The 26,498-nt window shown below is 55.3% G+C and carries 27 protein-coding genes; 11 read left to right on the forward strand and 16 right to left on the reverse strand.

The window, feature by feature from the left end; all coding sequences use genetic code 11:
* Positions 1-23 precede the first annotated feature (23 nt).
* Both cpxA and cpxR read right to left on the reverse strand, forming a co-directional pair.
* Positions 24-1,397 (reverse strand): envelope stress sensor histidine kinase CpxA, encoded by a 1,374-nt coding sequence (gene cpxA, locus V4835_RS24080; RefSeq protein WP_023309731.1) that lies wholly within the window; start codon positions 1,395-1,397, stop codon positions 24-26.
* Complete coding sequence (cpxR, locus tag V4835_RS24085) at positions 1,394-2,092, reverse strand: envelope stress response regulator transcription factor CpxR (RefSeq protein WP_006179159.1); 699 nt, start codon at positions 2,090-2,092, stop codon at positions 1,394-1,396. The genes cpxA and cpxR overlap by 4 nt, the downstream gene beginning before the upstream one ends.
* Before the next feature lie 150 nt (positions 2,093-2,242).
* Between cpxR and cpxP the strand changes: the two genes are divergently transcribed.
* The 7 genes from cpxP (at position 2,243) to V4835_RS24120 (ending at position 8,980) form a co-directional block, all read left to right on the forward strand.
* Complete coding sequence (cpxP, locus tag V4835_RS24090; protein WP_331414036.1) at positions 2,243-2,749, forward strand: cell-envelope stress modulator CpxP; 507 nt, start codon at positions 2,243-2,245, stop codon at positions 2,747-2,749.
* A 197-nt stretch (positions 2,750-2,946) separates the two neighbouring features.
* Positions 2,947-3,243, forward strand: coding sequence for a TM2 domain-containing protein (locus V4835_RS24095; protein ID WP_115876978.1), 297 nt, complete (start codon positions 2,947-2,949; stop codon positions 3,241-3,243).
* 256 nt (positions 3,244-3,499) lie between these two features.
* Positions 3,500-4,393, forward strand: coding sequence for a CDF family cation-efflux transporter FieF (gene fieF, locus V4835_RS24100; protein ID WP_148244653.1), 894 nt, complete (start codon positions 3,500-3,502; stop codon positions 4,391-4,393).
* 174 nt (positions 4,394-4,567) lie between these two features.
* Positions 4,568-5,530 carry a 6-phosphofructokinase gene (gene pfkA, locus V4835_RS24105; RefSeq protein WP_023309696.1) on the forward strand — a complete coding sequence of 321 codons (963 nt, stop codon included), beginning with the start codon at positions 4,568-4,570 and terminating at the stop codon, positions 5,528-5,530.
* A gap of 231 nt (positions 5,531-5,761) precedes the next feature.
* The gene (locus tag V4835_RS24110; protein ID WP_063144376.1) at positions 5,762-6,751 is read left to right on the forward strand and encodes a sulfate ABC transporter substrate-binding protein; all 990 of its coding nucleotides are present in this window, start codon (positions 5,762-5,764) and stop codon (positions 6,749-6,751) included.
* A gap of 107 nt (positions 6,752-6,858) precedes the next feature.
* Positions 6,859-7,602, forward strand: a complete 744-nt coding sequence (locus V4835_RS24115) for a CDP-diacylglycerol diphosphatase (protein ID WP_331414041.1) — start codon at positions 6,859-6,861, stop codon at positions 7,600-7,602.
* A 73-nt stretch (positions 7,603-7,675) separates the two neighbouring features.
* A complete protein-coding gene (locus V4835_RS24120) occupies positions 7,676-8,980 on the forward strand; it encodes an SLC13 family permease (protein ID WP_331414043.1) in 1,305 nt (434 codons plus the stop codon).
* Positions 8,981-9,028: 48 nt separating this feature from the next.
* On the opposite strand, the gene tpiA is transcribed toward V4835_RS24120, so the two are convergent.
* Together tpiA and V4835_RS24130 are read right to left on the reverse strand one after the other, a co-directional pair.
* Positions 9,029-9,796 (reverse strand): triose-phosphate isomerase, encoded by a 768-nt coding sequence (gene tpiA / locus V4835_RS24125; RefSeq protein ID WP_014172206.1) that lies wholly within the window; start codon positions 9,794-9,796, stop codon positions 9,029-9,031.
* A 111-nt stretch (positions 9,797-9,907) separates the two neighbouring features.
* The gene (locus V4835_RS24130; RefSeq protein ID WP_063144379.1) at positions 9,908-10,504 is read right to left on the reverse strand and encodes a DUF1454 family protein; all 597 of its coding nucleotides are present in this window, start codon (positions 10,502-10,504) and stop codon (positions 9,908-9,910) included.
* Between the two features lie 112 nt (positions 10,505-10,616).
* Between V4835_RS24130 and V4835_RS24135 the strand changes: the two genes are divergently transcribed.
* Positions 10,617-11,036: a DUF805 domain-containing protein gene (locus V4835_RS24135; protein ID WP_023333860.1), complete on the forward strand. Its 420-nt coding sequence runs from the start codon at positions 10,617-10,619 to the stop codon at positions 11,034-11,036.
* On the opposite strand, the gene fpr is transcribed toward V4835_RS24135, so the two are convergent.
* The 4 genes from fpr to V4835_RS24155 all read right to left on the reverse strand — a co-directional run bounded on the left by fpr (position 11,037) and on the right by V4835_RS24155 (position 15,415).
* Positions 11,037-11,783: a ferredoxin--NADP(+) reductase gene (fpr, locus tag V4835_RS24140; RefSeq protein WP_029739198.1), complete on the reverse strand. Its 747-nt coding sequence runs from the start codon at positions 11,781-11,783 to the stop codon at positions 11,037-11,039. It lies immediately after the preceding gene.
* A gap of 96 nt (positions 11,784-11,879) precedes the next feature.
* The gene (gene glpX / locus V4835_RS24145; protein WP_331414046.1) at positions 11,880-12,890 is read right to left on the reverse strand and encodes a class II fructose-bisphosphatase; all 1,011 of its coding nucleotides are present in this window, start codon (positions 12,888-12,890) and stop codon (positions 11,880-11,882) included.
* A 149-nt stretch (positions 12,891-13,039) separates the two neighbouring features.
* Positions 13,040-14,548: a glycerol kinase GlpK gene (gene glpK, locus V4835_RS24150; protein ID WP_063144383.1), complete on the reverse strand. Its 1,509-nt coding sequence runs from the start codon at positions 14,546-14,548 to the stop codon at positions 13,040-13,042.
* Positions 14,549-14,569: 21 nt separating this feature from the next.
* Positions 14,570-15,415 carry an MIP/aquaporin family protein gene (locus tag V4835_RS24155; RefSeq protein ID WP_063144384.1) on the reverse strand — a complete coding sequence of 282 codons (846 nt, stop codon included), beginning with the start codon at positions 15,413-15,415 and terminating at the stop codon, positions 14,570-14,572.
* A gap of 399 nt (positions 15,416-15,814) precedes the next feature.
* Between V4835_RS24155 and zapB the strand changes: the two genes are divergently transcribed.
* A complete protein-coding gene (zapB, locus tag V4835_RS24160) occupies positions 15,815-16,054 on the forward strand; it encodes a septal ring assembly protein ZapB (protein WP_010436935.1) in 240 nt (79 codons plus the stop codon).
* Positions 16,055-16,640: 586 nt separating this feature from the next.
* Here the strand turns inward: zapB and rraA are convergent.
* From rraA to priA, 7 genes are all read right to left on the reverse strand, one after another.
* Positions 16,641-17,126 carry a ribonuclease E activity regulator RraA gene (gene rraA, locus V4835_RS24165; RefSeq protein WP_032662736.1) on the reverse strand — a complete coding sequence of 162 codons (486 nt, stop codon included), beginning with the start codon at positions 17,124-17,126 and terminating at the stop codon, positions 16,641-16,643.
* A 92-nt stretch (positions 17,127-17,218) separates the two neighbouring features.
* Positions 17,219-18,139 carry a 1,4-dihydroxy-2-naphthoate polyprenyltransferase gene (gene menA, locus V4835_RS24170; RefSeq protein WP_033146936.1) on the reverse strand — a complete coding sequence of 307 codons (921 nt, stop codon included), beginning with the start codon at positions 18,137-18,139 and terminating at the stop codon, positions 17,219-17,221.
* A 68-nt stretch (positions 18,140-18,207) separates the two neighbouring features.
* Positions 18,208-19,542, reverse strand: coding sequence for an HslU--HslV peptidase ATPase subunit (hslU, locus tag V4835_RS24175; RefSeq protein WP_047646960.1), 1,335 nt, complete (start codon positions 19,540-19,542; stop codon positions 18,208-18,210).
* A 9-nt stretch (positions 19,543-19,551) separates the two neighbouring features.
* On the reverse strand, positions 19,552-20,082 hold the full coding sequence (hslV, locus tag V4835_RS24180; protein ID WP_008501802.1) for an ATP-dependent protease subunit HslV: 531 nt from the start codon (positions 20,080-20,082) through the stop codon (positions 19,552-19,554).
* A 94-nt stretch (positions 20,083-20,176) separates the two neighbouring features.
* On the reverse strand, positions 20,177-21,178 hold the full coding sequence (gene ftsN / locus V4835_RS24185) for a cell division protein FtsN (protein ID WP_331414049.1): 1,002 nt from the start codon (positions 21,176-21,178) through the stop codon (positions 20,177-20,179).
* Between the two features lie 93 nt (positions 21,179-21,271).
* Entirely contained in the window at positions 21,272-22,297 is a 1,026-nt protein-coding gene (cytR, locus tag V4835_RS24190; RefSeq protein WP_063144386.1) for a DNA-binding transcriptional regulator CytR, read from the reverse strand.
* 119 nt (positions 22,298-22,416) lie between these two features.
* Positions 22,417-24,612, reverse strand: a complete 2,196-nt coding sequence (gene priA / locus V4835_RS24195) for a primosomal protein N' (RefSeq protein ID WP_331414050.1) — start codon at positions 24,610-24,612, stop codon at positions 22,417-22,419.
* 200 nt (positions 24,613-24,812) lie between these two features.
* Here priA and rpmE point away from each other — a divergent pair, with 200 nt between their 5' ends.
* Positions 24,813-25,025, forward strand: coding sequence for a 50S ribosomal protein L31 (gene rpmE / locus V4835_RS24200; RefSeq protein WP_003862040.1), 213 nt, complete (start codon positions 24,813-24,815; stop codon positions 25,023-25,025).
* A gap of 313 nt (positions 25,026-25,338) precedes the next feature.
* The gene (locus V4835_RS24205) at positions 25,339-26,019 is read left to right on the forward strand and encodes an oligogalacturonate-specific porin KdgM family protein (RefSeq protein ID WP_331414051.1); all 681 of its coding nucleotides are present in this window, start codon (positions 25,339-25,341) and stop codon (positions 26,017-26,019) included.
* Between the two features lie 42 nt (positions 26,020-26,061).
* On the opposite strand, the gene metJ is transcribed toward V4835_RS24205, so the two are convergent.
* Positions 26,062-26,379: a met regulon transcriptional regulator MetJ gene (gene metJ / locus V4835_RS24210; RefSeq protein ID WP_015966498.1), complete on the reverse strand. Its 318-nt coding sequence runs from the start codon at positions 26,377-26,379 to the stop codon at positions 26,062-26,064.
* Positions 26,380-26,498: the final 119 nt, after the last annotated feature.

The raw sequence follows: 26,498 nt of genomic DNA on the forward strand, positions 1-26,498 counted from the left end.
AAGCCGCCACCCGGCACTAACAGCTACGAACGCTTATACAACGGTAGCCACAGCGTTAACCGTAGTCCACCCAGCGGGCTGTCGTCGGCTTTCACCCAGCCACGGTGCTGCTGCATGGCGGTTTCAACAATCGCCAGACCCAGTCCCGTACCACCCGATTCCCGGTCGCGCGCTTCGTCGGTACGGTAGAACGGACGGAAAATCTGCTCGCGGTCTTCCGGGCTCACGCCAGGACCGTCGTCATCGACAATGACCGTAATCCCGTCTTTATCCACCGAGAACGCCACCTCAATCTTCGTATGCGAGTAGCGCAGGGCGTTACGCACGATATTCTCCAGCGCGCTTTCCAGCGTGTTGGGGTTACCGTACAGCGGCCACGGGCCCGGCGGGAAGTTGACGGTGAAGGATTTACCCATCTGTTCCGCTTCGAACGCCGCGTTGTCCAGCACCTCGTGCCACAGGTGATTGGCTTTCACCGTTTCGCTCACCAGCGCGTTTTTCTGCTGATTGCGCGACATCACCAGCAGGTCGTTGATCATGCTGTCCAGGCGGTGAGCTTCCGTTTCAATACGCTCCAGCTCTTTGCTCTCACCGCTGCGGCGGCGCAGGAGCGCGGTGCCAAGCTGCAAGCGCGTAAGCGGGGTACGCAGCTCGTGCGAGATATCCGACAGCAGACGTTGCTGTGCGGTCATCATGCGATCGAGAGCGCTCACCATCTGGTTAAAACTGGTCCCGGCGGCAAGGAACTCCTGCGGTCCGGCTTCCAGTTCAGGGTGTTGTCGCAGGTTACCCTGCGCCACTTCATCGGCGGCATTCTTCAGCTTACGCGCCGGTTTTGCCAGGCTCCACGCCAGCCATAACAGCAGCGGCGAGCTGACCAGCATAGTGACAATCAGCAGCAGGAGAGGGCGGTCAAACAGCAGGTTGATAAAATCAGACTGGGAGTTGCTCGCAGGACGGATCAGGTAGAGCTGATAGTTATCCTCTCCGTCTCTGACGGAGAAAGGCCCGACCATCTCTACGCGGCCATATTTCTTCTTCTGGGGATGATCGGCGTTATCCGCCTGGCCAATGAAGTTGCGGATAATCTGCATTTCATTGCGATCGGCCCCTATGACGCGGCCTTCGCTGGTCACCAGCAGCAGGCGTTGTCCGGGCGGCGCCCACTTGTCGATAGCGCGAAACAGCCTGCGCCACCACATTAAATCGTTCGGCGGATCGTTTGCCAGCTCGGCTTCCACGTGCTGCTCGATCATCACGCCCTGACGTTGCTCGCTGTCGAGAAGCTCCGTCATCTGGCGTGAGTCGAGTTTTGGCAACATCAGTACGAGCATTAAAACCAGTGCCAGCGTCAGCCAGAAGATGGCGAAGATGCGGGCGGTTAAGCTTCCTATCATGAAGCGGAAACCATCAGATAACCGCGACCACGCAGGGTTTTAAACCATGGATGACCGTCTTTACGCTCCGGCAGCTTGCGGCGCAGGTTAGAGATGTGCATGTCGATGGCGCGGTCAAACGGGGTCAGACGTTTGCCCAGCACTTCCTGACTTAAGTGTTCACGCGATACCACCTGGCCGAGGTGCTGTGCCAGCAGATACAGCAGGGTGAACTCCGTGCCGGTCAGTTCCAGCGTCTGGCCATCAAAGCTCGCTTCCTGACGGCCCGGGTTCAGGCTCAGGGAGTCGACTTCAAGAGTCGGTGAGCTGTTGTCGGTATTTTGCTGCTGCTCGCTCCAGTGGGAACGACGCAGGATAGCGCGAATACGGGCAACCAGTTCACGGTCGTTAAACGGTTTCGGTAAATAGTCATCCGCGCCCAGCTCAAGGCCGAGTACGCGGTCAAGTTCGCTGCCGCGTGCGGTCAGCATAATAACGGGGGTCTGGTGTGTCTGGCGAAGCTCTTTCAACGTATCGATGCCGTTTTTCTTCGGCATCATCACGTCGAGCAAAAGTAAATCGATGCTGTCGTCAAGGAGACTCAGCGCCTGCTCGCCATCATGGGCAACCAGGACGTTGAAACCTTCCATGTCGAGCAACTCCTTTAAAAGGGATGTGAGCTCTCGGTCATCATCAACTAACAGGATTTTATTCATTGTTTAAATACCTCCGAGGCAGAAATTACGACATCAAGGCTGTCTAATCCATGACTTTACGTTGTTTTACACCCCCTGACGCATGTTTGCAGCCTGAATCGTAGACTGTCTCTCGTTGAATCGCGACACGAAAGATTTTGGGAGCAAGTGATGCGCAAAGTTACCGCTGCCGTCATGGCCTCAACGCTGGCGTTCAGTGCGTTTAGCCAGGCTGCTGTAGCTATCATCAGCGATAACAGTCCCTTACAAGAGGGTGCAACGCAGAACAGCAGCCAAAGCCATATGTTTGACGGCATAAGTTTAACCGAACATCAGCGTCAACAGATGCGAGATCTGATGCAGAGGGCACGACACGACCAGCCCCCTGTTAATGTTAGCGAAATGGAGACAATGCATCGCCTTGTCACCGCAGAAAATTTTGACGAAAACGCTGTACGCGCTCAGGCCGAAAAAATGGCACAGGAACAGATTGCCCGCCAGGTAGAGATGGCGAAGGTCCGCAACCAGATGTTCCACCTGCTAACGCCCGAGCAGCAAGCGGTTTTGAACACCAGACATCAGCAGCGAATGGACCAGCTGCGTGAGGTTGCACGGATGCAGCGAAGCTCAGAAACGACGTTTTTCAGTAGCAATAGCAGTACCCGTAGTAACCAGTAAACCCTGTTTTCCTTGCCATAGACACCATCCCTGTCTTCCCCCACATGATGTGGGGGTTTTTTTTATTCCTTCTTCTGCCCACCCTAAATCAAGGGCTCATTATTTTCATTGCGACGATATATTCTTTTTTAAAATAGTATTTTTCTTAATTGTTTGTAAAATATGCAAGCTACTGATAAGAAACAAAAGGGGATATCATGTCAGGAATGGTTTTTTGCCGAGGATGTGGCAAGGAGTTGCACAGTACCGCTAAGGCCTGTCCGCATTGTGGCGCCAGCCAGGTTGCAGCAGGAAGTAAAAATAAACTTACCGCAGCATTGCTCGCTTTCTTCTTAGGAGGCCTGGGCGCACATAAATTTTACTTAGGTAAGATTGGCCAGGGATTCCTTTACCTCATTTTTTGCTGGACCTTCATACCGTCAGTCATTGCCTTCATTGAGTTTATTATCTATCTGTGCACCTCTGAAGACGACTTTGCCAGAAAATATGGTTAAGTGCTGACTTAGCATTTTCAGGTTTCAAACCAGGAAAGCCCCTTTTAAACGGGGCTTTCTTATTGATGAACGCCACGGGCGAATATCACGTTATAAAAACCATTTATATCAATAGTATGATTGTAATCCTGCATCATCTGCCTCTCTTCATCTGCGACAGGTCTTTTGCTCGTCATTCTCTTTTGTTAACCGTTTATTCATCCTTCGACTCCCCATGCTTCCGTTATAATAGCGGCATGACATGACAGGAGCGTTTATGAATCAATCCTATGGAAGACTGGTAAGCCGGGCCGCAATGGCCGCGACGGTAATGGCGTCGTGTTTGCTGGTCATCAAGGTTTTCGCGTGGTGGTATACCGGTTCGGTCAGTATTCTGGCGGCGCTGGTGGACTCGCTGGTGGATATTGCCGCCTCGCTGACCAACCTGCTGGTGGTGCGTTACTCGCTGCAGCCAGCGGATGAAGAGCACACGTTTGGTCATGGCAAAGCGGAGTCGCTGGCCGCGCTGGCGCAAAGTATGTTCATTTCAGGTTCTGCGCTTTTCCTGTTTCTTACCGGCATTCAGCATCTCGTCTCACCGACACCGATGAACGATCCCGGCGTGGGCGTGATTGTGACGATCGTTGCGCTTATATGCACACTTGTTCTGGTAACGTTCCAGCGCTGGGTTGTTCGCAAAACGCAAAGTCAGGCAGTACGGGCGGATATGCTTCATTATCAATCTGATGTTATGATGAATGGGGCTATTCTTATTGCGCTCGGTCTGGCCTGGTATGGCTGGCATCGCGCCGATGCGTTGTTTGCGTTAGGGATTGGTATCTATATTTTATATAGTGCCCTGCGGATGGGGTATGAAGCGGTGCAATCACTGCTTGACCGCGCCCTCCCGGACTCAGAACGCAATGAAATTTTTTCTATTGTGACCTCCTGGCCTGGCGTCAGCGGTGCACACGATCTTCGAACGCGGCAGTCAGGGCCGACCCGCTTTATTCAGATTCATATTGAAATGGAAGACAACCTGCCACTGGTACAGGCTCACGTTATTGCTGAGCAGGTCGAGCAGGCGATTTTGCAGCGTTTTCCTGGTTCAGACGTCATCATTCACCAGGATCCCTGCTCGGTTGTACCCGGTCATGTTGGGCTTTCGTAATTCGTTGTAAAAAAGTGAGCCAGGCCAGCATTTTGTGTATAAATTACCGCCATTTGGTCTGACCTGAATCAATTCAGCTGGAAGGGATTGATATACTATTTGCAGTATTCGTTGGTCGATAAGTTTCTTCCGGCAACAGATTTCAATTTTGCATTCCTAAGTTCAGAGGTAGTCATGATTAAGAAAATCGGTGTGTTGACAAGCGGCGGTGATGCGCCGGGCATGAACGCGGCAATTCGTGGTGTTGTCCGTGCAGCGCTGACGGAAGGCCTGGAAGTTTTTGGCGTTTATGACGGTTATCTGGGCCTGTATGAAGATCGTATGGTTCAGCTCGACCGTTACAGCGTGTCTGACATGATCAACCGTGGCGGTACTTTCCTCGGTTCTGCGCGCTTCCCGGAATTCCGTGATGAACACGTTCGTGAAGTGGCTATCGAAAACATGAAGAAACGCGGCCTGGACGCCCTGGTGGTTATCGGTGGTGACGGCTCCTACATGGGTGCAAAACGTCTGACCGAAATGGGCTTCCCGTGCATCGGTCTGCCGGGCACCATCGACAACGACATCAAAGGTACTGACTACACTATCGGCTTCTTTACTGCACTGGGTACCGTTGTTGAAGCGATTGACCGTCTGCGTGACACCTCGTCCTCTCACCAGCGTATCTCTATCGTTGAAGTGATGGGCCGTTACTGCGGCGACCTGACGCTGGCGGCAGCCATTGCGGGCGGTTGTGAATTTATCGTCGTGCCAGAAGTCGAATTTAGCCGTGAAGACCTGGTGGCTGAAATCAAAGCGGGTATCGCGAAGGGTAAAAAACACGCGATCGTGGCTATCACCGAGCACATCTGTGACGTTGACGAGCTGGCGAAGTACATCGAAGCCGAAACCAAACGCGAAACCCGCGCGACCGTACTGGGTCACATCCAGCGTGGCGGTTCCCCTGGCCCTTATGACCGTATTCTGGCGTCCCGTATGGGCGCGTACGCTATCGATCTGCTGCTGCAGGGTCACGGCGGCCGCTGCGTCGGTATTCAGAACGAAAAACTGGTTCACCATGACATCATCGACGCGATTGAAAACATGAAGCGTCCGTTTAAAGGTGACTGGCTGGACTGCGCGAAAAAACTGTACTGATCGGCTCTGTTGCCCGGTGGCGGCAAGGTAAATGCAAAACGGTAACCCTTGGGTTACCGTTTTTTATGGTTGCTCCCTCTCCCGTGGGAGAGGGTTGGGGTGAGGGCATCAGGCCGCTCATTCTCTTCTTTTATTCCACTACGTTATAGCCAATCTTTTTTTATTCTTTAATCCTCGATTCGCTTTCTGGCACGCTGCATTCATCAAAACACTACATAAGAGAGCTGGGCGATGAATAAATGGGGCGTGGGTTTTACATTATTGCTGGCATCGACCAGCGTTCTGGCTAAGGACATCCAGTTACTGAACGTGTCATACGACCCGACGCGTGAACTGTACGAGCAATACAACAAAGCGTTTGCAGCGCACTGGAAGCAGGAAACCGGTGACAATGTCGTGGTTCGCCAGTCTCACGGTGGTTCTGGCAAGCAGGCGACCTCGGTTATCAACGGGATTGAAGCCGACGTGGTGACCCTGGCGCTGGCCTACGATGTTGACGCGATCGCCGAGCGTGGCCGCATCGACAAAAACTGGATCAAACGCCTGCCGGATAACTCCGCGCCATACACGTCGACCATCGTTTTCCTGGTACGTAAAGGCAACCCGAAACAGATCCATGACTGGAACGACCTGATCAAACCGGGCGTTTCTGTGATTACCCCGAACCCGAAAAGCTCTGGCGGCGCTCGCTGGAACTACCTGGGCGCGTGGGGCTACGCGCTGCACCACAACAACGGCGACCAGGCCAAAGCGCAGGAATTCGTGAAAGCGCTGTATAAAAACGTTGAGGTGCTGGACTCCGGCGCGCGTGGCGCCACCAACACCTTCGTCGAGCGCGGGATTGGCGACGTGCTGATCGCATGGGAAAACGAAGCCCTGCTGGCGACCCACGAGCTGGGTAAAGACAAATTCGAGATCGTGACGCCAAGCGAATCCATTCTGGCTGAACCGACCGTCTCCGTGGTCGATAAAGTGGTCGAGAAGAAAGACACCAAAGCGGTGGCGGAAGCGTACCTGAAGTATCTCTACTCACCGGAAGGCCAGGAAATTGCGGCGAAAAACTTCTATCGCCCACGCGATCCGGCCGTTGCGAAGAAATACGACAGCGTATTCCCTAAACTGAAGCTCTTCACCATTGATGACGAGTTCGGCGGCTGGACCAAAGCGCAGAAAGAACACTTCTCTAACGGTGGCACTTTCGACCAAATCAGCCAGCGCTAACCCTTAGCTAATGACACGGTGACCCGGCGTGAGAAATCCGCCGGGTTTTTTATTTGGTCATCATTTTGCGTTACTCTTTTGCCTCTATTGAAAACAGGGAACGCGTTGTGAAAAAAATTATCTTATTGATCCTCATTGTCATCGCCCTTGCCGCAGGCGGCTGGTACTGGATGAAGGCGGGTAATCCGAATGCGTTGCGACATATCGTTCTCGACCAGTGTGTGCCGAATCAGATCCAGAACCGTAACCCGGCACCGTGTGCGCAGGTGAAAACGGATGCAGGCTATGTGGTATTTAAAGATCGCAACGGGCCGCTGCAGTATCTGCTGATGCCGACATATCGCATCAACGGTACCGAGAGCCCGCTGTTGACCGAAGCGCATACGCCGAACTTTTTCTGGCTGGCGTGGCAGTCGCGCAGCTTTATGACCCTGAAGCGTGGTTCCGAGGTGCCTGACAGCGCCATTTCGCTGACGATTAACTCGCCGACAGGGCGCACGCAGAACCATTTCCATATTCATATCTCCTGCCTGCGCCCGGACGTGCGCGAGAAGCTCAACGCGGCACAGGGAGAAATCAGCACTCAGTGGCTGCCTCTTCCTGGGGGGCTGGAAGGACATGAGTATCTTGCTCGCCGGGTGACGGAGAATGAACTGGTTCAGCGCAGCCCGTTTATGATGCTGGCAGAAGAGCTGCCGGAAGCGCGCGACCATATGGGGCGCTTTGCCCTGGCGATGGCGCAGCAGTCGGACGGTTCGTTTGTTTTGCTGGCGACCGAGCGCAATCTGCTGATGCTCAACCGCGCGTCGGCAGAGGAATTGCAGGATCATCAATGCGCTATCCTGAATTAACCCCACCATAAATCGCGTTTACTCGGGCTGCCTGTCACCGTAGACTTGCTGAAAAATTCTACAGGAGACAGGTATGTCGCTCTGGTTAACGCATCCTCTGCTGCTGCCCTCACTGATCGTTAGCGTCACCATCGTGCTGTGGGCGACGTCGCTATTGCCGGAATTTATCACCGCGCTGCTGTTCTTCACGGCGGCGATGACCGCCAGAATCGCCCCGCCGGAGGTCATCTTCGGCGGTTTTGCCTCGTCGGCTTTCTGGCTGGTATTCAGCGGTTTTGTGCTCGGCGTGGCGATCCGTAAAACCGGACTGGCGGACAGGGCCGCCCGGGCGCTGTCGTCAAAGCTCACCGACTCCTGGGTGTTGATGGTGGCGAGCGTGGTGCTGCTGAGCTATGCGCTGGCGTTTGTGATGCCGTCGAACATGGGGCGTATTGCGCTGCTGATGCCGATTGTTGCGGCGATGGCAAAACGCGCCGGTATCGCCGACGGATCCCGGGCCTGGTATGGGCTGGCGCTGGCCGTGGGGTTCGGGACTTTCCAGCTTTCGGCGACTATCCTGCCTGCTAACGTCCCTAATCTGGTGATGAGCGGTGCGGCGGAAGGCTCGTACGGCATCCATCTGAACTATGTCCCGTATCTGCTGCTGCACACGCCGGTGCTGGGCATTCTCAAAGGCCTGATCCTGATTGGCCTCATCTGCTGGCTATTTCCCGGTAGCCCGAAACCGCAGAAGGAACAGGTGCCGTCTGAGCCGATGGGGCGGGATGAAAAGCGTCTCGCCTGGCTGCTGGCGGTGGTGCTGGGGATGTGGGTGACGGAGAGCTGGCACGGCGTGGGGCCCGCGTGGACGGGGCTGGCGGCGTCGATCATCGTCATGCTGCCGCGCGTTGGTTTTATCACCGGAGAGGAGTTTTCTGCGGGGGTGAATATGCGGACCTGTATTTACGTCGCCGGAATTCTTGGGCTGGCGATTGTCGTGACGCAAACGGGTATTGGAGCGGCAGTGGGCGAGGCGATGCTGCGTATTATGCCGCTGGATGCCGACAGACCGTTCACCAGTTTCCTGGCGCTGACCGGTATTACCACAGCGCTCAACTTCATTATGACCGCCAACGGCGTGCCGGCGCTGTACACCACCCTGGCGCAGAGCTTCTCGGACGCGACCGGTTTCCCGCTGCTGTCGGTGATCATGATTCAGGTGCTGGGCTATTCCACGCCGCTGCTGCCGTATCAGGCGTCGCCGATTGTGGTGGCAATGGGGCTCGGGAAGGTGCCTGCAAGGGCGGGGATGGTGCTGTGTCTCGCGCTGGCGGTGGCAACCTGGCTGGTGCTGCTGCCGCTGGATTATCTGTGGTTTAGCGTGTTAGGGAAGTTGTAGGGTTTTTGTAGGGCGGGTAAGCGCAAGCGCCACCCGCCACAAAGGCAATTACGCCTGTTTAGCCGCTTCTGCCGCTTTAACGATCACCGCGAAAGCGTCAGCTTTCAGGGATGCACCGCCAACCAGCGCGCCATCGATGTCTGGCTGGGTGAACAGCTCAGCAGCGTTGGAAGCGTTTACGGAACCGCCGTACTGAATAATCACTTGCTCAGCGACCTTCGCGTCGGCTTTAGCAATGTGGTCACGAATGAATTTGTGAACCGCCTGAGCCTGCGCAGGGGTTGCAGATTTGCCGGTACCGATCGCCCAGACTGGCTCGTATGCGATAACCGCGCCTTCGAACGCTGCCGCGCCCTGGGTTTTCAGCACGGCGTCGATCTGACGTGCGCACACTTCTTCGGTTTTACCCGCTTCGTTTTCCGCTTCGGTTTCACCGATGCACAGAACCGGGATCAGACCCTGCTCTTTCAGCACGGCGAATTTCTTCGCGATGAACTCATCGGATTCTTTGTGATAGGTGCGACGCTCGGAGTGGCCGATGATGATGTATTTCGCGCCGATATCTTTCAGCATTTCAGCGGAGGTTTCACCGGTGAACGCGCCAGACAGGTTAACGTCAACGTTCTGCGCGCCCAGAATGATGTGGCTGCCGTCAGCGGCGTGTTTAGCCAGATCCAGGTACATATCCGGCGGAGCGATAGCAACCGCGCAGCCCGTCACGCCAGCCAGCTCTTTACGCAGGTTCGCAACCAGCTCGTTTACCATGTGGCGGCTGCCGTTCAGTTTCCAGTTACCCATCACTAAAGGATGTCGCATTTCAATTCTCCACGCTAAATAAGCGAATTAAGGAATATGGCCACCCTGTCGGGCAGCATGGTCTGTGAATCAGTATAGAGATTTTCCCTCGAAAGGCTTTGCTTTTTGTCATTAATTCGCCCCGCCGAGAGTGTCAGATAGTGCCAGCTTAATCGGTTCAACAGCGAAGGTCAGTCCTTTTTCGCCGTTGTCCGCCACAACATAGCGGATCGCGCCTTCGGTATCGGCGTAGTAACGCTTATTTTTACCGGCGGTAAGGAGTTTTTGCAGCTTTTGCTGGCTTTGCTTTTTCGTCAGCGCAGGGGTAAAGGCCTGCAGTACCGCGCTCATGTACTCCAGTGCTTTCGCCTTAGCGGCTTTCTGCTCTGGCCCCTGTATCGGTAGCCAGGTGATTTGCATACTTTTGATTTTTAACGTACCGCGCTCCAGCGCCGTGGAGGCATACAAATTCTCGTTAATCTTGCTTGCCGCGCGGGTCAGGGTAGGCGTGTCGCGGGAGCCATCAATGGCGCGAAACTCATCCAGCGGCAGCGTGGGGTTGGTCTGATTGAAGGTTTCACGGAACTGGCTGATGGACTGATCGAACGACGGCGCGCCCGCCAGCAGATACGGTGCTGTGGTCGGGGCAGTGGTTTCGGCGGCGTGCAGGGGATAACCCACGCTGAGCAGCGCTAAACACAGGAAGAGAGAACGTGCCGAACTTTTCATCAACATTGCCCCTGGCCGTAAGTGCTCATGATTAAAACGATATCTGGTCGGCTTGTCAAAAGGTCACAACTCCAGGGTAAAATGCACGCTATACGATAATAAGGAACCTTACATGACCATACAGCAGTGGCTGTTTTCGTTCAAAGGGCGTATTGGACGCCGTGATTTCTGGATCTGGATGGTGACGTGGATTGTCGCCATGCTGCTTCTGTTTTTCGTTGCTTACAATGCATGGCTGAGCACGCAAACGGCGGCCTTTGCGCTGGTCTGCCTGCTATGGCCAACGGCGGCGGTTGTCGTAAAGCGCCTGCACGATCGCGGACGTTCCGGCGCGTGGGCATTTCTGATTATTCTGGCGTGGATGCTGGTGGCGGGAAACTGGGCGATGCTTCCGTCCATCCTGCCGTGGGTCGTGGGCAGGCTGCTGCCGTCGGTCATCTTCGTGATGATGATTGTCGATCTGGGCGCGTTTATTGGCACCCAGAGCGAAAACAAATACGGTAAAGACACCGTTGAGGTGAAATACCGCTGATCACCAGTAGTGTTCGGCGGTCATATGGCCCGGTCGGCGGCGAAGATGTTTCGTCATCTGCCGGGTATCCTTCAGAAGCTGCTGCGTGTCACGTACCATCTGCGGGTTGCCACACAGCATGACGTGGCTGGTTTCAGCGTTCAGCGGCAAACCCACCGCGTCTTCCAGGGCTCCACTCTCAATTAACGCCGGCACGCGACCGGTAAGCGCTCCTGCTACTGTTTCGCGGCTGACCACCGTCTGAATCTTTAACTTCCCGCCGTACTGCTGTTCAAGCGCCTGCATCTGCGGCAAATAGCTCAGGTCTGCGGCGTAGCGCGCAGCGTGCACCAGCACGATGTTTTTAAAGCGCTCCAGATCTTTGCCGTATTGCAAAATAGAGAGATAAGGGCCGATGGCCGTACCGGTTGCCAGCATCCAGAGCGTGTCACAGTCAGGGATCTCTTCGAGCACAAAGAAGCCTGCCGCTTCACTCACAATTTGCACCTCGTCGCCGGGCTTTAGGGCGGCAAGGCGCGGGCTGAGCTTACCGTCAGGAACGGTGACCAGATAGAACTCGAGATCCGGGTTATCAGGCGCGTTAACGTAAGAGTAGGCGCGCTGCACGCGCTCGCCGTCGACATCTAGCCCCAGCTTCGCAAATTGCCCGGCTTTAAACGGGTGAACGGGAGCATGTACGGTGAGACTAAATAGCGCATCGGTCCAGAACTGTACCTTTGTGACTTTACCTGTTACCCAGTCCGCCATGATCTTCTCCTGTGCTGTTTCTCTGTTCTATCTTCCGTACTTGTGGTGACAATTTCCAGCCCGTTAGGGCCGGAAAGCTCTATCGATCAAACGGTTTTACAGAATATGCGTCTGTACGTCCGGGTCTTTGCGGTCGAGATAGTGGATAGACTGGATGCGGCGAATGGTGCGTGATTTACCGCGGATCAGCAGCGTTTCAGTGGTCGCCATGTTGCCCTTGCGGGTAATGCCGTCCAGCAGATCGCCTTTGGTGATGCCGGTGGCGGAGAATATAACGTTGTCGCTGCGCGCCATCTCGTCCAGAGCCAGCACTTTATTGGCCTCGATGCCCATCGCTTCGCAGCGTGCCAGCTCGTCTTCGCCTATACGGCGGTTCTCTTCGCTGTCGCCTTTCACCTCATGGCGGGGCAGCAGACGGGCCTGCATATCGCCATCCAGCGCGCGGATCACTGCCGCTGAGACCACACCTTCCGGCGCGCCGCCGATGCCGTACAGTACGTCTACTTCGCTGTCCGGCATACAGGTCAGGATCGAGGCGGCAACGTCACCGTCCGGAATAGCAAACACGCGCACGCCGAGCTTTTGCATCTGTGCGATGGTGGCGTCGTGGCGCGGTTTTGCCAGAATAGTCACGGTAAGTTCGCTAAGGGGTTTGCCCAGGGCTTTGGCGATGTTGTGCAGGTTCTCTTCCAGCGGCAGGCTAAGGTCGATTGCGCCTTTCGCGCCAGGGCCGACAATCAGCTTTTCCATGTACATATCCGGCGCATTGAGGAAGCAGCCTTTATCGCCCACCGCCAGCACTGCCAGGGCGTTCGCCTGGCCCATCGCCGTCATGCGGGTGCCTTCGATCGGATCAACCGCGATATCCACGGCATCGCCTTTGCCGGTACCGACTTTTTCACCGATGTAGAGCATCGGCGCTTCGTCGATCTCGCCTTCGCCGATCACGATGGTGCCGTCGATGTTGACCTGGTTAAGCACAATGCGCATGGCATGGACGGCTGCGCCGTCTGCGGTATTTTTGTCGCCACGACCCAGCCATTTATAGCCTGCGAGGGCGGCTGCTTCGGTGACGCGGGAAAACTCGATAGCAAGTTCACGTTTCATGAGGTACTCGTGCAATCAAAAGGAATTGCACGAAGTTTATCACAGAGTGGGTAAGGTGCGGTCTGTACTCCCCTCACCCTAACCCTCTCCCCAAAGGGGCGAGGGGACTTAAAACACCCTCTCCCCAGGGGAGAGGGGATTCAGGACCATTACTCTTCGTGCTCTTCCCACGCCAGGGCGCGTTTCACCGCTTTTTTCCAGCCGCTGTAGCGGAAGTTACGCTCGGTGGTTTCGATGCCTGGGCGGAATTCGCGTTCGATAACCGCTTTTTCCTGCAGCTCGTCCAGGTTCTGCCAGAAGCCGACCGCCAGACCGGCAAGGTACGCCGCGCCCAGCGCCGTCACTTCACGCACTTCAGGGCGCTCAACGCGGGTGCCCAGAATGTCGGACTGGAACTGCATCAGGAAGTTATTCGCTACCGCGCCGCCGTCCACGCGCAGGGCGTGCAGGCGAATGCCGGAGTCAGCCTGCATCGCTTCCAGCACGTCGCGCGTCTGGTAGGCGATGGATTCCAGGGTGGCGCGAATGATGTGGTTAGAGTTCACACCGCGCGTCAGGCCGAAAATCGCGCCGCGTGCATACGGATCCCAGTACGGCGCGCCCAGACCGGTGAACGCAGGCACCACGTACACGCCGTTGGTGTCTTTCACTTTGGTCGCGAAGTACTCGGAATCGAACGCATCGCTGATCAGCTTCATCTCGTCGCGCAGCCACTGAATGGATGCGCCCGCCATGAACACCGCACCTTCCAGCGCATAGTTCACTTCGCCGCGTGGTCCACACGCGATGGTGGTCAGCAGGCCGTTTTCTGATTTCACCGCTTTCTCGCCGGTGTTCATCAGCATAAAGCAGCCGGTGCCGTAGGTGTTCTTCGCCATCCCTTCCTTGACGCACAGCTGGCCGAACAGCGCCGCCTGCTGGTCACCGGCGATACCGGCGATAGGAATACGGGTGCCGCCTTTACCGCCGATGTTGGTCTGACCGTACACTTCAGAAGACTTACGCACTTCAGGCAGCATCGCGCGCGGAATGTCCAGCGCGTCCAGCATCTTGTCATCCCACTCCAGGGTGTTGATGTTGAACAGCATGGTACGCGAGGCGTTGGTGTAGTCGGTGACGTGAACGCGTCCCTGGGTCATTTTCCAGATAAGCCAGGTATCGACGGTGCCGAACAGCAGCTCGCCGCGTTTAGCACGCTCGCGTGAACCTTCCACGTGGTCGAGGATCCATTTCACTTTGGTACCGGAGAAATACGGGTCAATCACCAGGCCTGTTGCGCTACGGATGTAATCTTCCATGCCCTCGCGCTTCAGCTTTTCGCAAATCTCTGCGGTGCGGCGGCACTGCCAGACGATGGCGTTGTAAATAGGCTTACCGGTTTCGCGCTCCCAGACAACGGTGGTTTCACGCTGGTTGGTAATACCAATCGCGGCAATCTCGTCGGAACTGATATCGGCTTTCGCCAGCACTTCGACCAGCGTGGAGCTTTGCGATGCCCAAATCTCCATCGGGTCGTGTTCTACCCAGCCTGGACGAGGATAAATTTGCTCAAATTCGCGCTGTGACACGCTGACGATGTTCGCGTCATGATCCATTACGACAGCGCGGGAGCTGGTAGTGCCCTGGTCGAGCGCAACGATATATTTTTTTTCGGTCATGGTATGTGTCCCGTAGTCAGATTACAGCGAAGCTTTTTGTTGTGCGGTAGAAGTCGTTTCCTTCTCCTCTTCCACACAGGTGTCGCACGGTAAGTGGCGACCAATTAATTTTCGATAGCTAAACGCACCCAGCGCAGCCCCGACAACCGGCGCAAACAGCGGTACCAGGAAGTAAGGAATGTCTTTGCCGCCGGTGAAGGCGACGTCGCCCCAGCCTGCGATAAAGGCGAACGCTTTTGGTCCGATATCACGTGCCGGGTTCATCGCGAATCCGGTCAGCGGACCCATGGATGCGCCAATCACCGCAATCAGCAAACCAATCAGCAGAGGTGCCAGCGGGCCGCGCGGAATGCCGTTTCCGTCGTCGGTCAGCGCCAGGATAACGCCCATCAGAATAGCGGTAATCACCATTTCAACTGCGAACGCCTGCACAAAATTGATATGCGGGTTAGGGTAGGTTGAGAAGATGCCCGCCAGATCCAGACTTTCGACGCTGCCGCGTACCATATGATGCGTCTGTTCGAAGTCGATGAAAAGATTGTAATAAAGCCCGTAAACTAACGCCGCTGCGCAAAACGCGCCGGCAAACTGAGAAAAAATGAAAGGTACAACTTTGCGTCCGTCGAAGCACGCGAACAGCCACAGTGCGATTGTCACCGCCGGGTTAAGATGTGCACCAGAAACCCCTGCGGTCAGGTAGATGGCCATCGCCACGCCCAGACCCCAGATGATACTGATTTCCCACTGACCAAAACTGGCACCCGCCACTTTCAGTGCAGCGACACAGCCCACTCCGAAGAATATCAACAACCCGGTACCAAGGAACTCGGCAATGCACTGGCCTTTTAAGGTTGATGTCTGACTCATAATCGGAATCCTGAAGAAATTGATGTTTATTGTTAGCATGACCGCCCGTGACAGCCACGATGTCCTGTAGACATAGTGTTAATTTATCGTTAACGAGCAAAAACGAGAAATATCGAAATCAAAATGTGTGGTCTGTGTCAATAAAATGAGCGTTTTCGCGCCATAAAGCACATTTTTGCATCAGTACAGGAATGTGAGCTGAATCATTTCATTAACGAATCAGTTAACAATTTAGGGGTATATGACGCGAACGCACCAGGACCAGACCTAAAAGTGTTGCAAACCGCGATCTGCGCGGTGTGTCGCTGGACACAGAGCGCCGCGCTCCATACAATCGACGGTATATGTCGTGCGCGTTTATGTTAAAGCGTCGCCTTGCAATTCAGGAGAGGTAGCATCATGTCTTTAGAAGTGTTTGAGAAACTGGAATCGAAAGTACAGCAGGCGATTGACACCATCACCCTGCTGCAGATGGAAATTGAAGAGCTGAAAGAGAAGAACAACAGCCTGGCGCAGGAAGTTCAGAACGCTCAGCACGGCCGCGAAGAACTGGAGCGCGAAAACAACCAGCTGCGCGAACAGCAGAACGGCTGGCAGGATCGCCTGCAGGCGCTGCTGGGACGTATGGAAGAGGTCTAATTCCGATTGGGATTACTGAGTAGGCCGGGTAAGGCGAAGCCGCCACCCGGCTTTTTTTATGGTTTGATGTCAGTCGGCGATAACCATAAAAAAGGCCGCCAGAGGCGGCCTTAACGCTACTTGTCCTGCGCTGTCATAGTAAGAGCAATCAACACATTCGGTTCATCACTCTTTACAACGAGTACGCTGGCGACAATGAACGCGATACATAAATAGCGTTTCATTATGCGGTCCCTGCAGCTAACCGCTCCACCGTTCACCACCGGTGATAAGTCGGTGGACACAAGCCCTGGTGTTAGCCTGCTTTACGGTAGTGAATAGACCTTTCCCTGGACCGATGCCCATTTGCGAGATGGCGGAAAGGGACGCTGCATCATAATGAGCATCAACCGTGGAGTTAAGGTATTCATAGACAATTAGGATTTTATAAAGGTTCTGAGGGGTTGCCCAAGGTTTGGACGAGAGTATGATCAAGCTCCTTGGTGTTAGTCTGCAAAACTTCCCAACGGACCGCGAATCCTGAGGGACAAAAAAACCGCCACATTGCTGTTGGCGGTTTTTTTTATGGTTCACGCTTACGGTTTTACTACTCGATATCCAGCGCATCCTCGGAAAGGATAATACCGGTGTTATCAGCGTAAAGATGGTCCCCGGAGAAGAAGGTCACGCCGCCGAAATTGACGCGCACGTCGCTTTCGCCGATGCCGTCACCTGCCGCCCCTACCGGTATGGCCGCGATGGCCTGAATCCCGATATCCAGGTCTTCCAGATCGTCCACCTGACGCACGGAACCGTACACCACAAGGCCTTCCCACTCATTCTGGACGGCAATGCCGGCCAGTTCAGCATCAATTAATGCACGGCGCACGGAACCGCCGCCGTCGACCACAAGTACGCGACCGCGGCCATTCTGTTCGAGCAGATCGTACAGCAACCCGTTGTCCTCGAAACATTTCACCGTGACGATTTGACCGCCAAACGACGACCTCCCACCAAAGTTGGAGAACAGCGGTTCAACGACGTTGACATCTTCCTGGTAGATGTCACAAAGCTCGGAGGTATCGTATTTCATAGGTTTAACGCTCAGTTGCTGCGAATGTGTTCAGTATATCGTGCGAAATGCGTTGTTGGCAAAATCATCAATTGTTAATTGATATTTGTCAGCTAACGCAGCGTCTGGCTTAAAACAATCCCGATGACGAACAACAGGTTAGTCAGCAGCGCGCCTTTTACCGTGCGCTCCAGCATTGGCGGCATGGCGGACGGGCTGAGTTCACGCATCACAAAGCGGGCCTGCTTAATCAGCAGCGGCGCGGCAAGCACAAACAGCCAGCCCCACAGGCTCTGCAAGGAAATCAGGTTAAACAGCGCCAGACAAACCAGCGCGCCAATGAGCAGGCAGGCATGATAGCGGCGGGCATTGACCGGCCCCAGACGAACCGCCAGGGTATTTTTGCCGTTCTCGCGATCGCTGTCGATGTCGCGCAGGTTGTTGATGTTGAGCACCGCCGTCGCCAGCAGGCCGCAGGCGGTTGCGGGCAGGAACAGGGCAGGGATGACCGTATGCGCCTGTAAGTACCAACTGCCCATCACGCTCAGCCAGCCGAAAAATACCAGTACGGAGATATCACCGAGCCCAATATAACCGTAAGGACGCGTGCCGACGGTGTAGGTGATGGCCGCGATAATGGCCAATAAACCCAGCACCAGGAAGCCAATAAAATCGCTGGTGGTCTTAGACGCCACCGTCACCAGCGCCAGGCCGGATACGCAGATCAGCACTACGGTGATAATCAGCGCGCGTTTCATCTGCGCCTGGGTAATCACCCCTTTCTGCATTCCGCGCAGTGGCCCTATGCGGTCCGGCTTGTCGCTGCCTTTTACCGCGTCGCCGTAGTCGTTAGCGAGATTGGAGAGAATTTGCAGCAGGCCAGCGGTAATCAATGCCAGCGCGGCGACCAGCGGATCAAAATAACCCTGCCACCAGGCAAGGGCGGTGCCGACGATAATCGCGGCAAAGGCCAGAGGAAGTGTTTTAGGGCGCAGACTTTCGAGCCACGCCTGCGTACGGCTGATGTCAGTCATAAGTATTTAGCCAATAAAAATGGGGGCATTAGCCCCCATTAAACGTGATGAGAATCCAGTAACCGCGATTATAGGATAAAACGGCTCAGATCTTCATCTGCCACTAACGCATCCAGATGTTTACTCACATATTCTGCGTCAATGATAACGGTTTGACCGTTAAGGTCGCTCGCGTCGTAAGAGATATCTTCTACCAGGCGTTCCAGCACGGTATGCAGGCGACGCGCACCGATGTTCTCGGTGGTTTCGTTGACCTGCCATGCGGCCTGGGCAATACGTTTGATACCGTCTTCGGTGAACTCGAGGTTCACGCCTTCGGTCGCCATCAGCGCTTTGTACTGTACGGTAGCAGAGGCGTTAGGCTCGGTCAGGATACGTTCGAAATCTTCGGTGGTCAGCGCCTGCAGCTCAACGCGGATAGGCAGACGGCCCTGCAGCTCAGGGATCAGATCCGACGGGCTGGCAACCTGGAACGCACCGGAAGCGATAAACAGGATGTGGTCCGTTTTCACCATGCCGTGCTTGGTGGAGACGGTGCAGCCTTCAACCAGCGGCAGCAGGTCGCGCTGAACGCCTTCGCGGGACACGTCCGGGCCGGAGCTGTTGCCGCCGCGCTTACAAATTTTGTCGATTTCGTCGATAAACACGATGCCGTGCTGCTCAACCGCGTCGATAGCATCCTGCTTCAGCTCTTCCGGGTTTACCAGCTTCGCCGCTTCTTCTTCAATCAGCAGCTTCATCGCGTCTTTAATTTTCAGCTTACGCGCTTTCTGCTTCTGGCCGCCCAGGTTCTGGAACATGGACTGCAGCTGGCTGGTCATCTCTTCCATGCCCGGAGGTGCCATGATTTCCACACCCATTGGCGCGGCAGCGAGATCGATCTCAATCTCTTTGTCGTCCAGCTGGCCTTCACGCAGCTTCTTGCGGAATGCCTGGCGCGCGGCGGACGGTTCCGCCTGCTGTTCTGCCTGGCCCCAGTTGTTTTTTGCCGGTGGGATCAGCACGTCGAGAATGCGCTCTTCCGCCATCTCTTCCGCACGGTAGCGGTTTTTCTCGATTGCCTGGACGCGCACCATCTTGATCGCCGAGTCGGTCAGATCGCGGATGATGGAGTCCACTTCTTTACCCACATAGCCCACTTCGGTGAACTTGGTGGCTTCAACTTTGATGAACGGTGCGTTAGCCAGCTTCGCCAGACGACGGGCGATTTCGGTTTTACCGACGCCGGTCGGGCCGATCATCAGAATGTTTTTCGGCGTCACTTCGTGGCGCAGCTCTTCGTCAAGCTGCATACGACGCCAGCGATTACGCAGAGCGATAGCCACGGAGCGCTTGGCGTTATCCTGGCCGATAATGTGTTTGTTCAGTTCGCTGACAATTTCGCGTGGGGTCATTTCAGACATGGGAGATCCTTACGCTTTGGAGGTCAATTCTTCGATGGTGTGGTTGTGGTTGGTATAAATGCAGATATCGCCTGCAATATCCAACGCCTTCACCGCGATATCACGCGCGTTCATGTCGGTATTTTCCAACAGCGCGCGGGCTGCAGCCTGGGCATAAGGGCCGCCAGAGCCGATGGCAATCAGGTCATTTTCCGGCTGAATCACGTCACCGTTACCGGTGATGATCAGCGAGGCGGTTTCATCGGCTACCGCCAGCAGCGCTTCGAGCTTGCGCAGCATGCGGTCGGTACGCCAGTCTTTCGCCAGCTCAACGGCAGCTTTCACCAGATGACCCTGGTGCATTTCCAGTTTGCGTTCAAACAGTTCGAACAGCGTAAAGGCATCCGCCGTGCCGCCTGCAAAACCGGCGATCACTTTGTCGTTGTAGAGGCGGCGCACTTTCTTCACGTTGCCTTTCATGACGGTATTACCCAGCGTGGCCTGGCCATCACCGGCGATTACCACATGGCCGTTACGGCGTACACTTACTATTGTTGTCACGAGCAGACCCCCTGGTTACAGAATCGGGAAACAGAAGCCCTGAGCCTGTGCTCAGGGCTGAATTAAATGATAGATGGGGGGGATTTTGGGGGTTTCAACCCCCGGAGGCGAGTCGAATGCAGTTTGTGTGGCCGGCCACTTTCAAACGTGAAATGGTGCCATCGGCATTTTCTTTGCCTTTGACCGGACCAATCACCACGCGATTCCAGCCGTTATTGGTGGTAATACGCGAATCAAACCCTTCAAAGGCCAGCTGAGCACGTACCGTTTCCGCCTGCTCGGCACCTTTGAACGAACCGCACTGTACCATCCAGCGGCGTTCATCTTTTTTCTCCGCCGTCTGCTTCGGCGCTTCGGTCTCTTTGGTGACCGGCGCGGCCTGCTGCGTTTTCGGCTGCTGCGCGGTGGTATGCGCTGGCGTCTGGAGCAGATCCTGATACGGCTGAGCCGCCTGTTTCTGTGGCTGCGTTTTCGGCGGCTGTTGCACAGGCTGAGACTGCACCGTACGCGTCTGCTGCTGGTATGGCTGTTCCGTTACCCGCGGCTGTGCTTTCGGCTGCTGCACCGGCTGGGTTTGCGCCCATTGCTGCTGCTGTTGTTGCTGTTGCTGAATCTGCTGTTGCGCCTGACGTCGCTGCAGCGTTTGCTGGCGCTGCGCCGGGGTCTGCTCATTCCACGGCACTTCGTTCAGCTGCGTAGGCTGCTGGCGCATATCGGCCTGCATTTGTGCCAGCAGCTGACGCTGTTCATCCGTCAGCTGATTCGCATTCTGCACTTCACCACCCGCAGAAGGTTCGGTTGGCGCACGCACCCCAGGCTGACGGCTTTCCAGCTCTTTGATATAGCGCCAGCGCTCTTCAGGCTTAGGAGGAAGGCCATTTCCGGCAACTTTACTGGCCTGAAGCGCCTCAGACTCTTCTTTTTTATGGTGCGTGATAAAGTACAGGCCACCAATAAAGGCGACGACTACAGCCGCAGCAATAGCGACCATTGCTGGCGATACAGCAGGCAGGTTACGTTGCTTTTTCCTTGAGCTACTCTTTTTGCGTCGCGAAGGTGCCGGCTGGCCGCGACGTACATAATCTCGTTGTGCCACTATCGTTTCGCTGTATTTATTCGTTCGTCAGTCCGCCATGTTACTTAAGCGGCGGGGCTTTGACCAGATAAGGGTATCCGAAAGACGTTTACTTTAAGTCAATGCCTGGGTCGTGCCGCGAACAATCAGTTCGCAGTCCAGCAACCGCGAGCCGCTGCTAACTGTTTGACCGTGAAGCTGATCCAGCAGAAGCAGCATCGCTTCGCGGCCGATTTGATAGCGCGGCTGAGCGACCGTTGAGAGCGGCGGATCGCAAAATTCTGAAAGCGAAATATTATCGAATCCGACGATCGATAAATCTTTCGGTATCCGCAGGCCGCGGCGTTTAGCGTACGATAATGCGCCCAGCGCCATTACGTCGCTGTGACAAAATACGGCGGTTGGCGGTTCAGGCAGGTCCAGAAGTTTCTCCAGCGCTTGTCCACCCGCGGCGAAGGTAAAATCACCGCGCGCAATGTAGTGCGGATCGACGGTGACGCCGGTACGGCGCAGCGCCTGAACGTAGCCCTGCAAGCGATAGTGACACAGCGGCATCTCTTCCGGCCCGGCAATACAGCCAATGCGCTTATGCCCCAGCTCCTGGAGATAGTTTACGGCGTTGAACGCGGCGGTGAGGTTATCAATGTGGACCGTCGGCAGCTCCAGCTCTGGCGCAAACTCGTTGGCCATCACCATCGGCGGTAAATTACGCTGCTCTTCAATGCTGGCATCAAACGGCAGGCGCGAGCCAAGCAGCAGCATCCCGTCGATCTGCTTGGTGATAATGAGATCGATGAAGGTTTTTTCCTGCTGATTCTGGTGAGCACAGTCGCCAATCAGCACCAGGTAACCCTGTTCCGCTGCGGTGACTTCAATGCCGCGGATAATCTCGCTGAAGAAGGGGTCACAGATGTCCGGCACAATCACCAGAATGGTGCGCGACTCATTGCGTTTAACGTTACGCCCCATCGCCTGTGGGAAATAGCCCACTTCAAGCGCAGCCTGCTCCACCCGGTTACGGGTCGCCTGGGAGACTTTATCCGGGTTCATTAATGCGCGGGATACCGTTGCCGTAGAGACTTGTGCTTTCTGGGCAACGTCTTTCATGGTCGCCGGTGCAACCTCTTTCCTGGACTTCAACGTCTTCTCCTCGCCTGAACACCGAACTTCTGACATCACCATTTTTACAGATAGTTAATGGAATCGGTTACAGAATTTTCATAAAAAGTGTGAGGAGCGTTAAATTTTTCGATCCGTCTTCAGCCTTCGATGGGATCGACGTCCAGTACCCACTTCACTTTTCGCGCTTCCGGCAGGGTATTAATCAGTACCAGCGCGCCGCTGACGATGTGCTGAAGACGAATACGCGAGGGGTGCTGGAGTAAAATTTGCCAGCGGAAACGTCCGCCGCGTTTTGGGGCGAGTGCCGGCACCGGGCCCAAAATCCACAGCTGATTATCCACCAGCGGGCTGGCCTGCAGGAGGTTTCTCAGCTGCTGCAGGAAAAGCGGCGCCTGCTGGTTGTTGTGATCTTCCGCGCGGATGATGACGTGGCTGGTCCACGGCGGCAGCTGCATGGTCTGGCGTTCGGCCAGCGCCTGCTCGGCAAAGGCGTCATAGCCTTTATGCAGGAGGGTTTGCAGCAGCGGGTGCTCCGGATGGTGCGTTTGCAACACCACTTCACCCTGTTTACCGGCGCGACCGGCACGCCCTGCCACCTGGGTATAAAGCTGGGCGAAGCGCTCGGCTGAGCGGAAATCTGCCGAGAACAGCGCGCCGTCCACGTCCAGCAGGGCGACCAGCGTCACGTCCGGGAAGTGGTGACCTTTGGCCAGCATCTGGGTGCCAATCAGGATACGCGCGCCGCCGCGATGCACTTCCGCCAGCTGCTGTTCCAGTGCGCCTTTGCGGCTGGTGGTGTCCCGGTCGATACGCGAAATAGGCACGTCCGGGAAGAAAGGGCCAAGCGCCTGTTCCAGCTGTTCCGTTCCCAGACCCACCGGCACGATATGCGTGGAACCACATGACGGGCACTGGCGCGGCACCGGGCGCTGGCTGTCGCAGTGGTGGCAGCGCAAATGCCGCTGGGCCTGGTGGAAGGTGTAGTAGTGGTCGCAGCGCGGGCACTCGGCAATCCAGCCGCAGTCGTGGCACAGCAGCGCGGGCGCGAAACCGCGTCGGTTAAGGAACAGGATCACCTGATTGCCCGCCTGCAAATGCTGGCGCATTCGGGTAATTAAGGCAGGCGCAAGCCCTGCCTGAACCTGCTGACCTTTGAGATCCAGCACGTGCTGAATGGCCGGACGGGCATTCCCCGCGCGACGCGTCAGGCGCAGCATGTGGTATTTCCGCTGGCGCACGTTGTGCAGCGTTTCGAGTGCGGGCGTGGCGGAGCCGAGAATTATAGGTATTTGCTCGCTGTGCGCGCGATAGACCGCTAAGTCCCGGGCGTGGTAGCGCCAGCCTTCCTGCTGCTTATAGGAGCTGTCGTGCTCTTCGTCGATGACGATGACGCCGAGATTTTTAAACGGCGTAAACAGCGACGAGCGGGTGCCGATCACAATCGCCGCTTCGCCATTTTTGGCTTTCAGCCAGGCGCTGAGGCGTTCGCTATCGTTCAGGCCGGAGTGCAGCACCTCAACCGGCGCGTTAAAGCGTTCGCGGAATCGGGCGATGGTTTGCGGCGTCAGGCCAATTTCCGGCACCATCACCAGCGCCTGTTTGCCCTGAGCGAGCACGTTTTCCAGCACGCTCAGATAGACCTCCGTTTTGCCGGAACCCGTCACCCCTGCCAGCAGCCAGGCAGAGAAATGATCGGAAGCGCTATGAATCGCGCCCACGGCGGTGGCCTGCTCGGTATTCAGACGCAGGCGATCCCCTGAAACGGAGAAACTCTCGCGCCAGTCGTAAAGGGCAGGGGCTTCGCTTGCCAGTTCGCTCAGCCCTTTCTTTCTTAATGCCTGTAGCGCCGTTTCGCTGACCTCAAGCTCGTCGACCTGATGCCGCCAGATTTTCCCCTGACGCAGCGCCGCCAGGGCCTGCTGCTGTTTCTGCGAGCGTTTTAGGCTGTTAATATCGACCGCCTGACCCTGCTCGGTGGCAAACCAGTACCACATCGGCGCGTGGCTGGCGCTCTTGCCCTGACGCAGCATAATTGGCAGGGCGTGGAACAGGACGTCGCCAATCGGGTGATGATAATAATCTGCCGCCCACAGCAGCAGTCGCCAGGTGCTGGTGGAGTAAACGGGCTCGCTGTCCAGCACCTCAACGACCGACTTCAGTTCATTGAGCGGCAGTTCGCTTTGATCGCTGACGGAGACAACAATCCCCACGCGCTGCTGTTTGCCAAACGGCACGGTCACGCGACAGCCCGCTTTGGCGCTCATGCTGTCGGGCAGCAGGTAGTCAAAGGTGCGGGGAAGCGGAACGGGCAGGGCAACGTGAGCGACGGGCATCGAATCTTCCTGACTTGAAAAGTGGCGCGTTAGTATACACATTAGTGAAAGCGGCGTGCGGATCAGTTTGCATACGTTGGTCAAATTCTGTATGATTCGCCGCCTTTGGTGTATATTACGCCAGAGAAATTACATTCAACATCGCGTGGTGTCTGGCGTTAGGGCTGGAAGAGCGACGCGGCCTTAACTGAGGTTCTCCCATGAAAAAAGATATTCACCCGAAATACGAAATGATTACTGCAAACTGTTCTTGCGGTAACTCTATCCAGATCCGCTCCACCGTGGGCCACGATCTGAACCTGGACGTGTGCGGCAAATGCCACCCGTTCTACACTGGTAAGCAGCGTGATGTTGCAACCGGTGGCCGTGTTGACCGCTTCAACAAGCGTTTCAGCATCCCGGGCGCTAAATAAGCATCCAGGAAAAACCGCCTTCGGGCGGTTTTTTTGTGCCTGTTATTTCCCTTCTGAATAAATCACATCGTAATATCGCTATCAGAAAGAATTAGTTACGCATCATTGTAATAAATATATTTGTCTGGTGTATTCTTTAACGGATAGTGAACTGTATCTCTCATTTCTTTAATTCTTTGCCACCTTTTAATGAATGTGTCAAAAAATAAAAGGTTTCTCTCGTTTCGTAAACTTACACTGCGCCCGTCATACATTCTTATTTGCCATGACGACACAGTGGCTTTCAGGGCGCGTTTACTTCGAGGGGAATATTATGAAATTGAAGCAACTCTTATTTGTGCTTCCGTTAATATCGTGCGCGGCGCAGGCGGGATATGTGGATTACCGACACGAGTATTACGACGATGGGCGTAACTACGACCGTGTGTACATGTCCCACCGCTTTGGCACCGGCTTTGGCGTAGCGGTTGAGGCGGTATCGCGCTCCGATAACAAGCAGTCTAACGACGCGCTTAATAATATGGAAAGTAACAGCAACGAATATACCGCAAGCTATCAATTTACCTGGCAAGGTTTTATCTGGCAGCCGGGCGTCGCCGTTGAAATGGGTGATGACATGGCCATCTATAAGCCTTATCTGCGCGTGCAGTATAATATTAATGACAGCTGGTGGACGGCGTTTCGTTATCGTACGGAATACACTCGCCGCAATGCGGACGGAAAAGATGACCGTATGGTTTATCGTCCGGAAATGTGGCTGGGTTATAATATTGATGGCTGGATGTTCGAGTTAAACGGCATTTATAAAATCGCCGACAACGAAGACCTGTATAACAATAAAAAAGAAGATTACGAATATAACTTCCGCGTGGCGTATAACATCGACTCGTGGATCCCCTTTGTGGAAGTGGGCAACGTCTCTTCCGGCTATAACACCGCCACCAGCGACGACCGCCAGACGCGTCTGCGCGTGGGTTTAGGCTACAACTTCTAAGAAACCATCCCGCTGAGTAACCTCAGCGGGATCGCACCGCAGTTAGTATTCCCACGTCTCCGGGTCAATGCCCAGTTCACGCATGATGACTTTCGCCTCTTCCGGAATTTCATCACTACGCTCTTTGCGCAGATCTTCATCGTTCGGCAACGGTTGACCGGTAAACGCATGCAGGAACGCTTCGCACAGCAGTTCGCTGTTGGTCGCGTGGCGCAGGTTGTTCACCTGACGACGCGTACGTTCATCGGTGAGGATCTTCAACACCTTCAGAGGAATAGAAACCGTAATTTTCTTTACTTGTTCACTCTTCTTACCGTGCTCAGCGTATGGGCTGATATATTCGCCGCTCCATTCAGCCATGAGATACCTTTAATCCTCTCAGTCATTTATCTAAAGGTGCAAAACCTGTAACCACCCGTTTTGAACCGCAATCTTGCCTAGTTTACCGTAGAGACGATACCGTGGCACGGATATTGCCG

This window comes from Enterobacter cloacae complex sp. CARB60, from assembly GCF_036487345.1.
Taxonomy (GTDB): Bacteria; Pseudomonadota; Gammaproteobacteria; order Enterobacterales; family Enterobacteriaceae; genus Enterobacter; species Enterobacter asburiae_D.

Excerpts from the sequence above, each read along its gene's own strand:
- cpxA (WP_023309731.1), bottom strand. The coding sequence starts at position 1,397 with ATGATAGGAAGCTTAACCGCCCGCATCTTCGCCATCTTCTGGCTGACG.
- cpxR (WP_006179159.1), bottom strand. The coding sequence starts at position 2,092 with ATGAATAAAATCCTGTTAGTTGATGATGACCGAGAGCTCACATCCCTT.
- cpxP (WP_331414036.1), top strand. The coding sequence starts at position 2,243 with ATGCGCAAAGTTACCGCTGCCGTCATGGCCTCAACGCTGGCGTTCAGT.
- V4835_RS24095 (WP_115876978.1), top strand. The coding sequence starts at position 2,947 with ATGTCAGGAATGGTTTTTTGCCGAGGATGTGGCAAGGAGTTGCACAGT.
- fieF (WP_148244653.1), top strand. The coding sequence starts at position 3,500 with ATGAATCAATCCTATGGAAGACTGGTAAGCCGGGCCGCAATGGCCGCG.
- pfkA (WP_023309696.1), top strand. The coding sequence starts at position 4,568 with ATGATTAAGAAAATCGGTGTGTTGACAAGCGGCGGTGATGCGCCGGGC.
- V4835_RS24110 (WP_063144376.1), top strand. The coding sequence starts at position 5,762 with ATGAATAAATGGGGCGTGGGTTTTACATTATTGCTGGCATCGACCAGC.
- V4835_RS24120 (WP_331414043.1), top strand. The coding sequence starts at position 7,676 with ATGTCGCTCTGGTTAACGCATCCTCTGCTGCTGCCCTCACTGATCGTT.
- tpiA (WP_014172206.1), bottom strand. The coding sequence starts at position 9,796 with ATGCGACATCCTTTAGTGATGGGTAACTGGAAACTGAACGGCAGCCGC.
- V4835_RS24130 (WP_063144379.1), bottom strand. The coding sequence starts at position 10,504 with ATGAAAAGTTCGGCACGTTCTCTCTTCCTGTGTTTAGCGCTGCTCAGC.
- V4835_RS24135 (WP_023333860.1), top strand. The coding sequence starts at position 10,617 with ATGACCATACAGCAGTGGCTGTTTTCGTTCAAAGGGCGTATTGGACGC.
- fpr (WP_029739198.1), bottom strand. The coding sequence starts at position 11,783 with ATGGCGGACTGGGTAACAGGTAAAGTCACAAAGGTACAGTTCTGGACC.
- glpX (WP_331414046.1), bottom strand. The coding sequence starts at position 12,890 with ATGAAACGTGAACTTGCTATCGAGTTTTCCCGCGTCACCGAAGCAGCC.
- glpK (WP_063144383.1), bottom strand. The coding sequence starts at position 14,548 with ATGACCGAAAAAAAATATATCGTTGCGCTCGACCAGGGCACTACCAGC.
- V4835_RS24155 (WP_063144384.1), bottom strand. The coding sequence starts at position 15,415 with ATGAGTCAGACATCAACCTTAAAAGGCCAGTGCATTGCCGAGTTCCTT.
- zapB (WP_010436935.1), top strand. The coding sequence starts at position 15,815 with ATGTCTTTAGAAGTGTTTGAGAAACTGGAATCGAAAGTACAGCAGGCG.
- rraA (WP_032662736.1), bottom strand. The coding sequence starts at position 17,126 with ATGAAATACGATACCTCCGAGCTTTGTGACATCTACCAGGAAGATGTC.
- menA (WP_033146936.1), bottom strand. The coding sequence starts at position 18,139 with ATGACTGACATCAGCCGTACGCAGGCGTGGCTCGAAAGTCTGCGCCCT.
- hslU (WP_047646960.1), bottom strand. The coding sequence starts at position 19,542 with ATGTCTGAAATGACCCCACGCGAAATTGTCAGCGAACTGAACAAACAC.
- priA (WP_331414050.1), bottom strand. The coding sequence starts at position 24,612 with ATGCCCGTCGCTCACGTTGCCCTGCCCGTTCCGCTTCCCCGCACCTTT.
- rpmE (WP_003862040.1), top strand. The coding sequence starts at position 24,813 with ATGAAAAAAGATATTCACCCGAAATACGAAATGATTACTGCAAACTGT.
- V4835_RS24205 (WP_331414051.1), top strand. The coding sequence starts at position 25,339 with ATGAAATTGAAGCAACTCTTATTTGTGCTTCCGTTAATATCGTGCGCG.
- metJ (WP_015966498.1), bottom strand. The coding sequence starts at position 26,379 with ATGGCTGAATGGAGCGGCGAATATATCAGCCCATACGCTGAGCACGGT.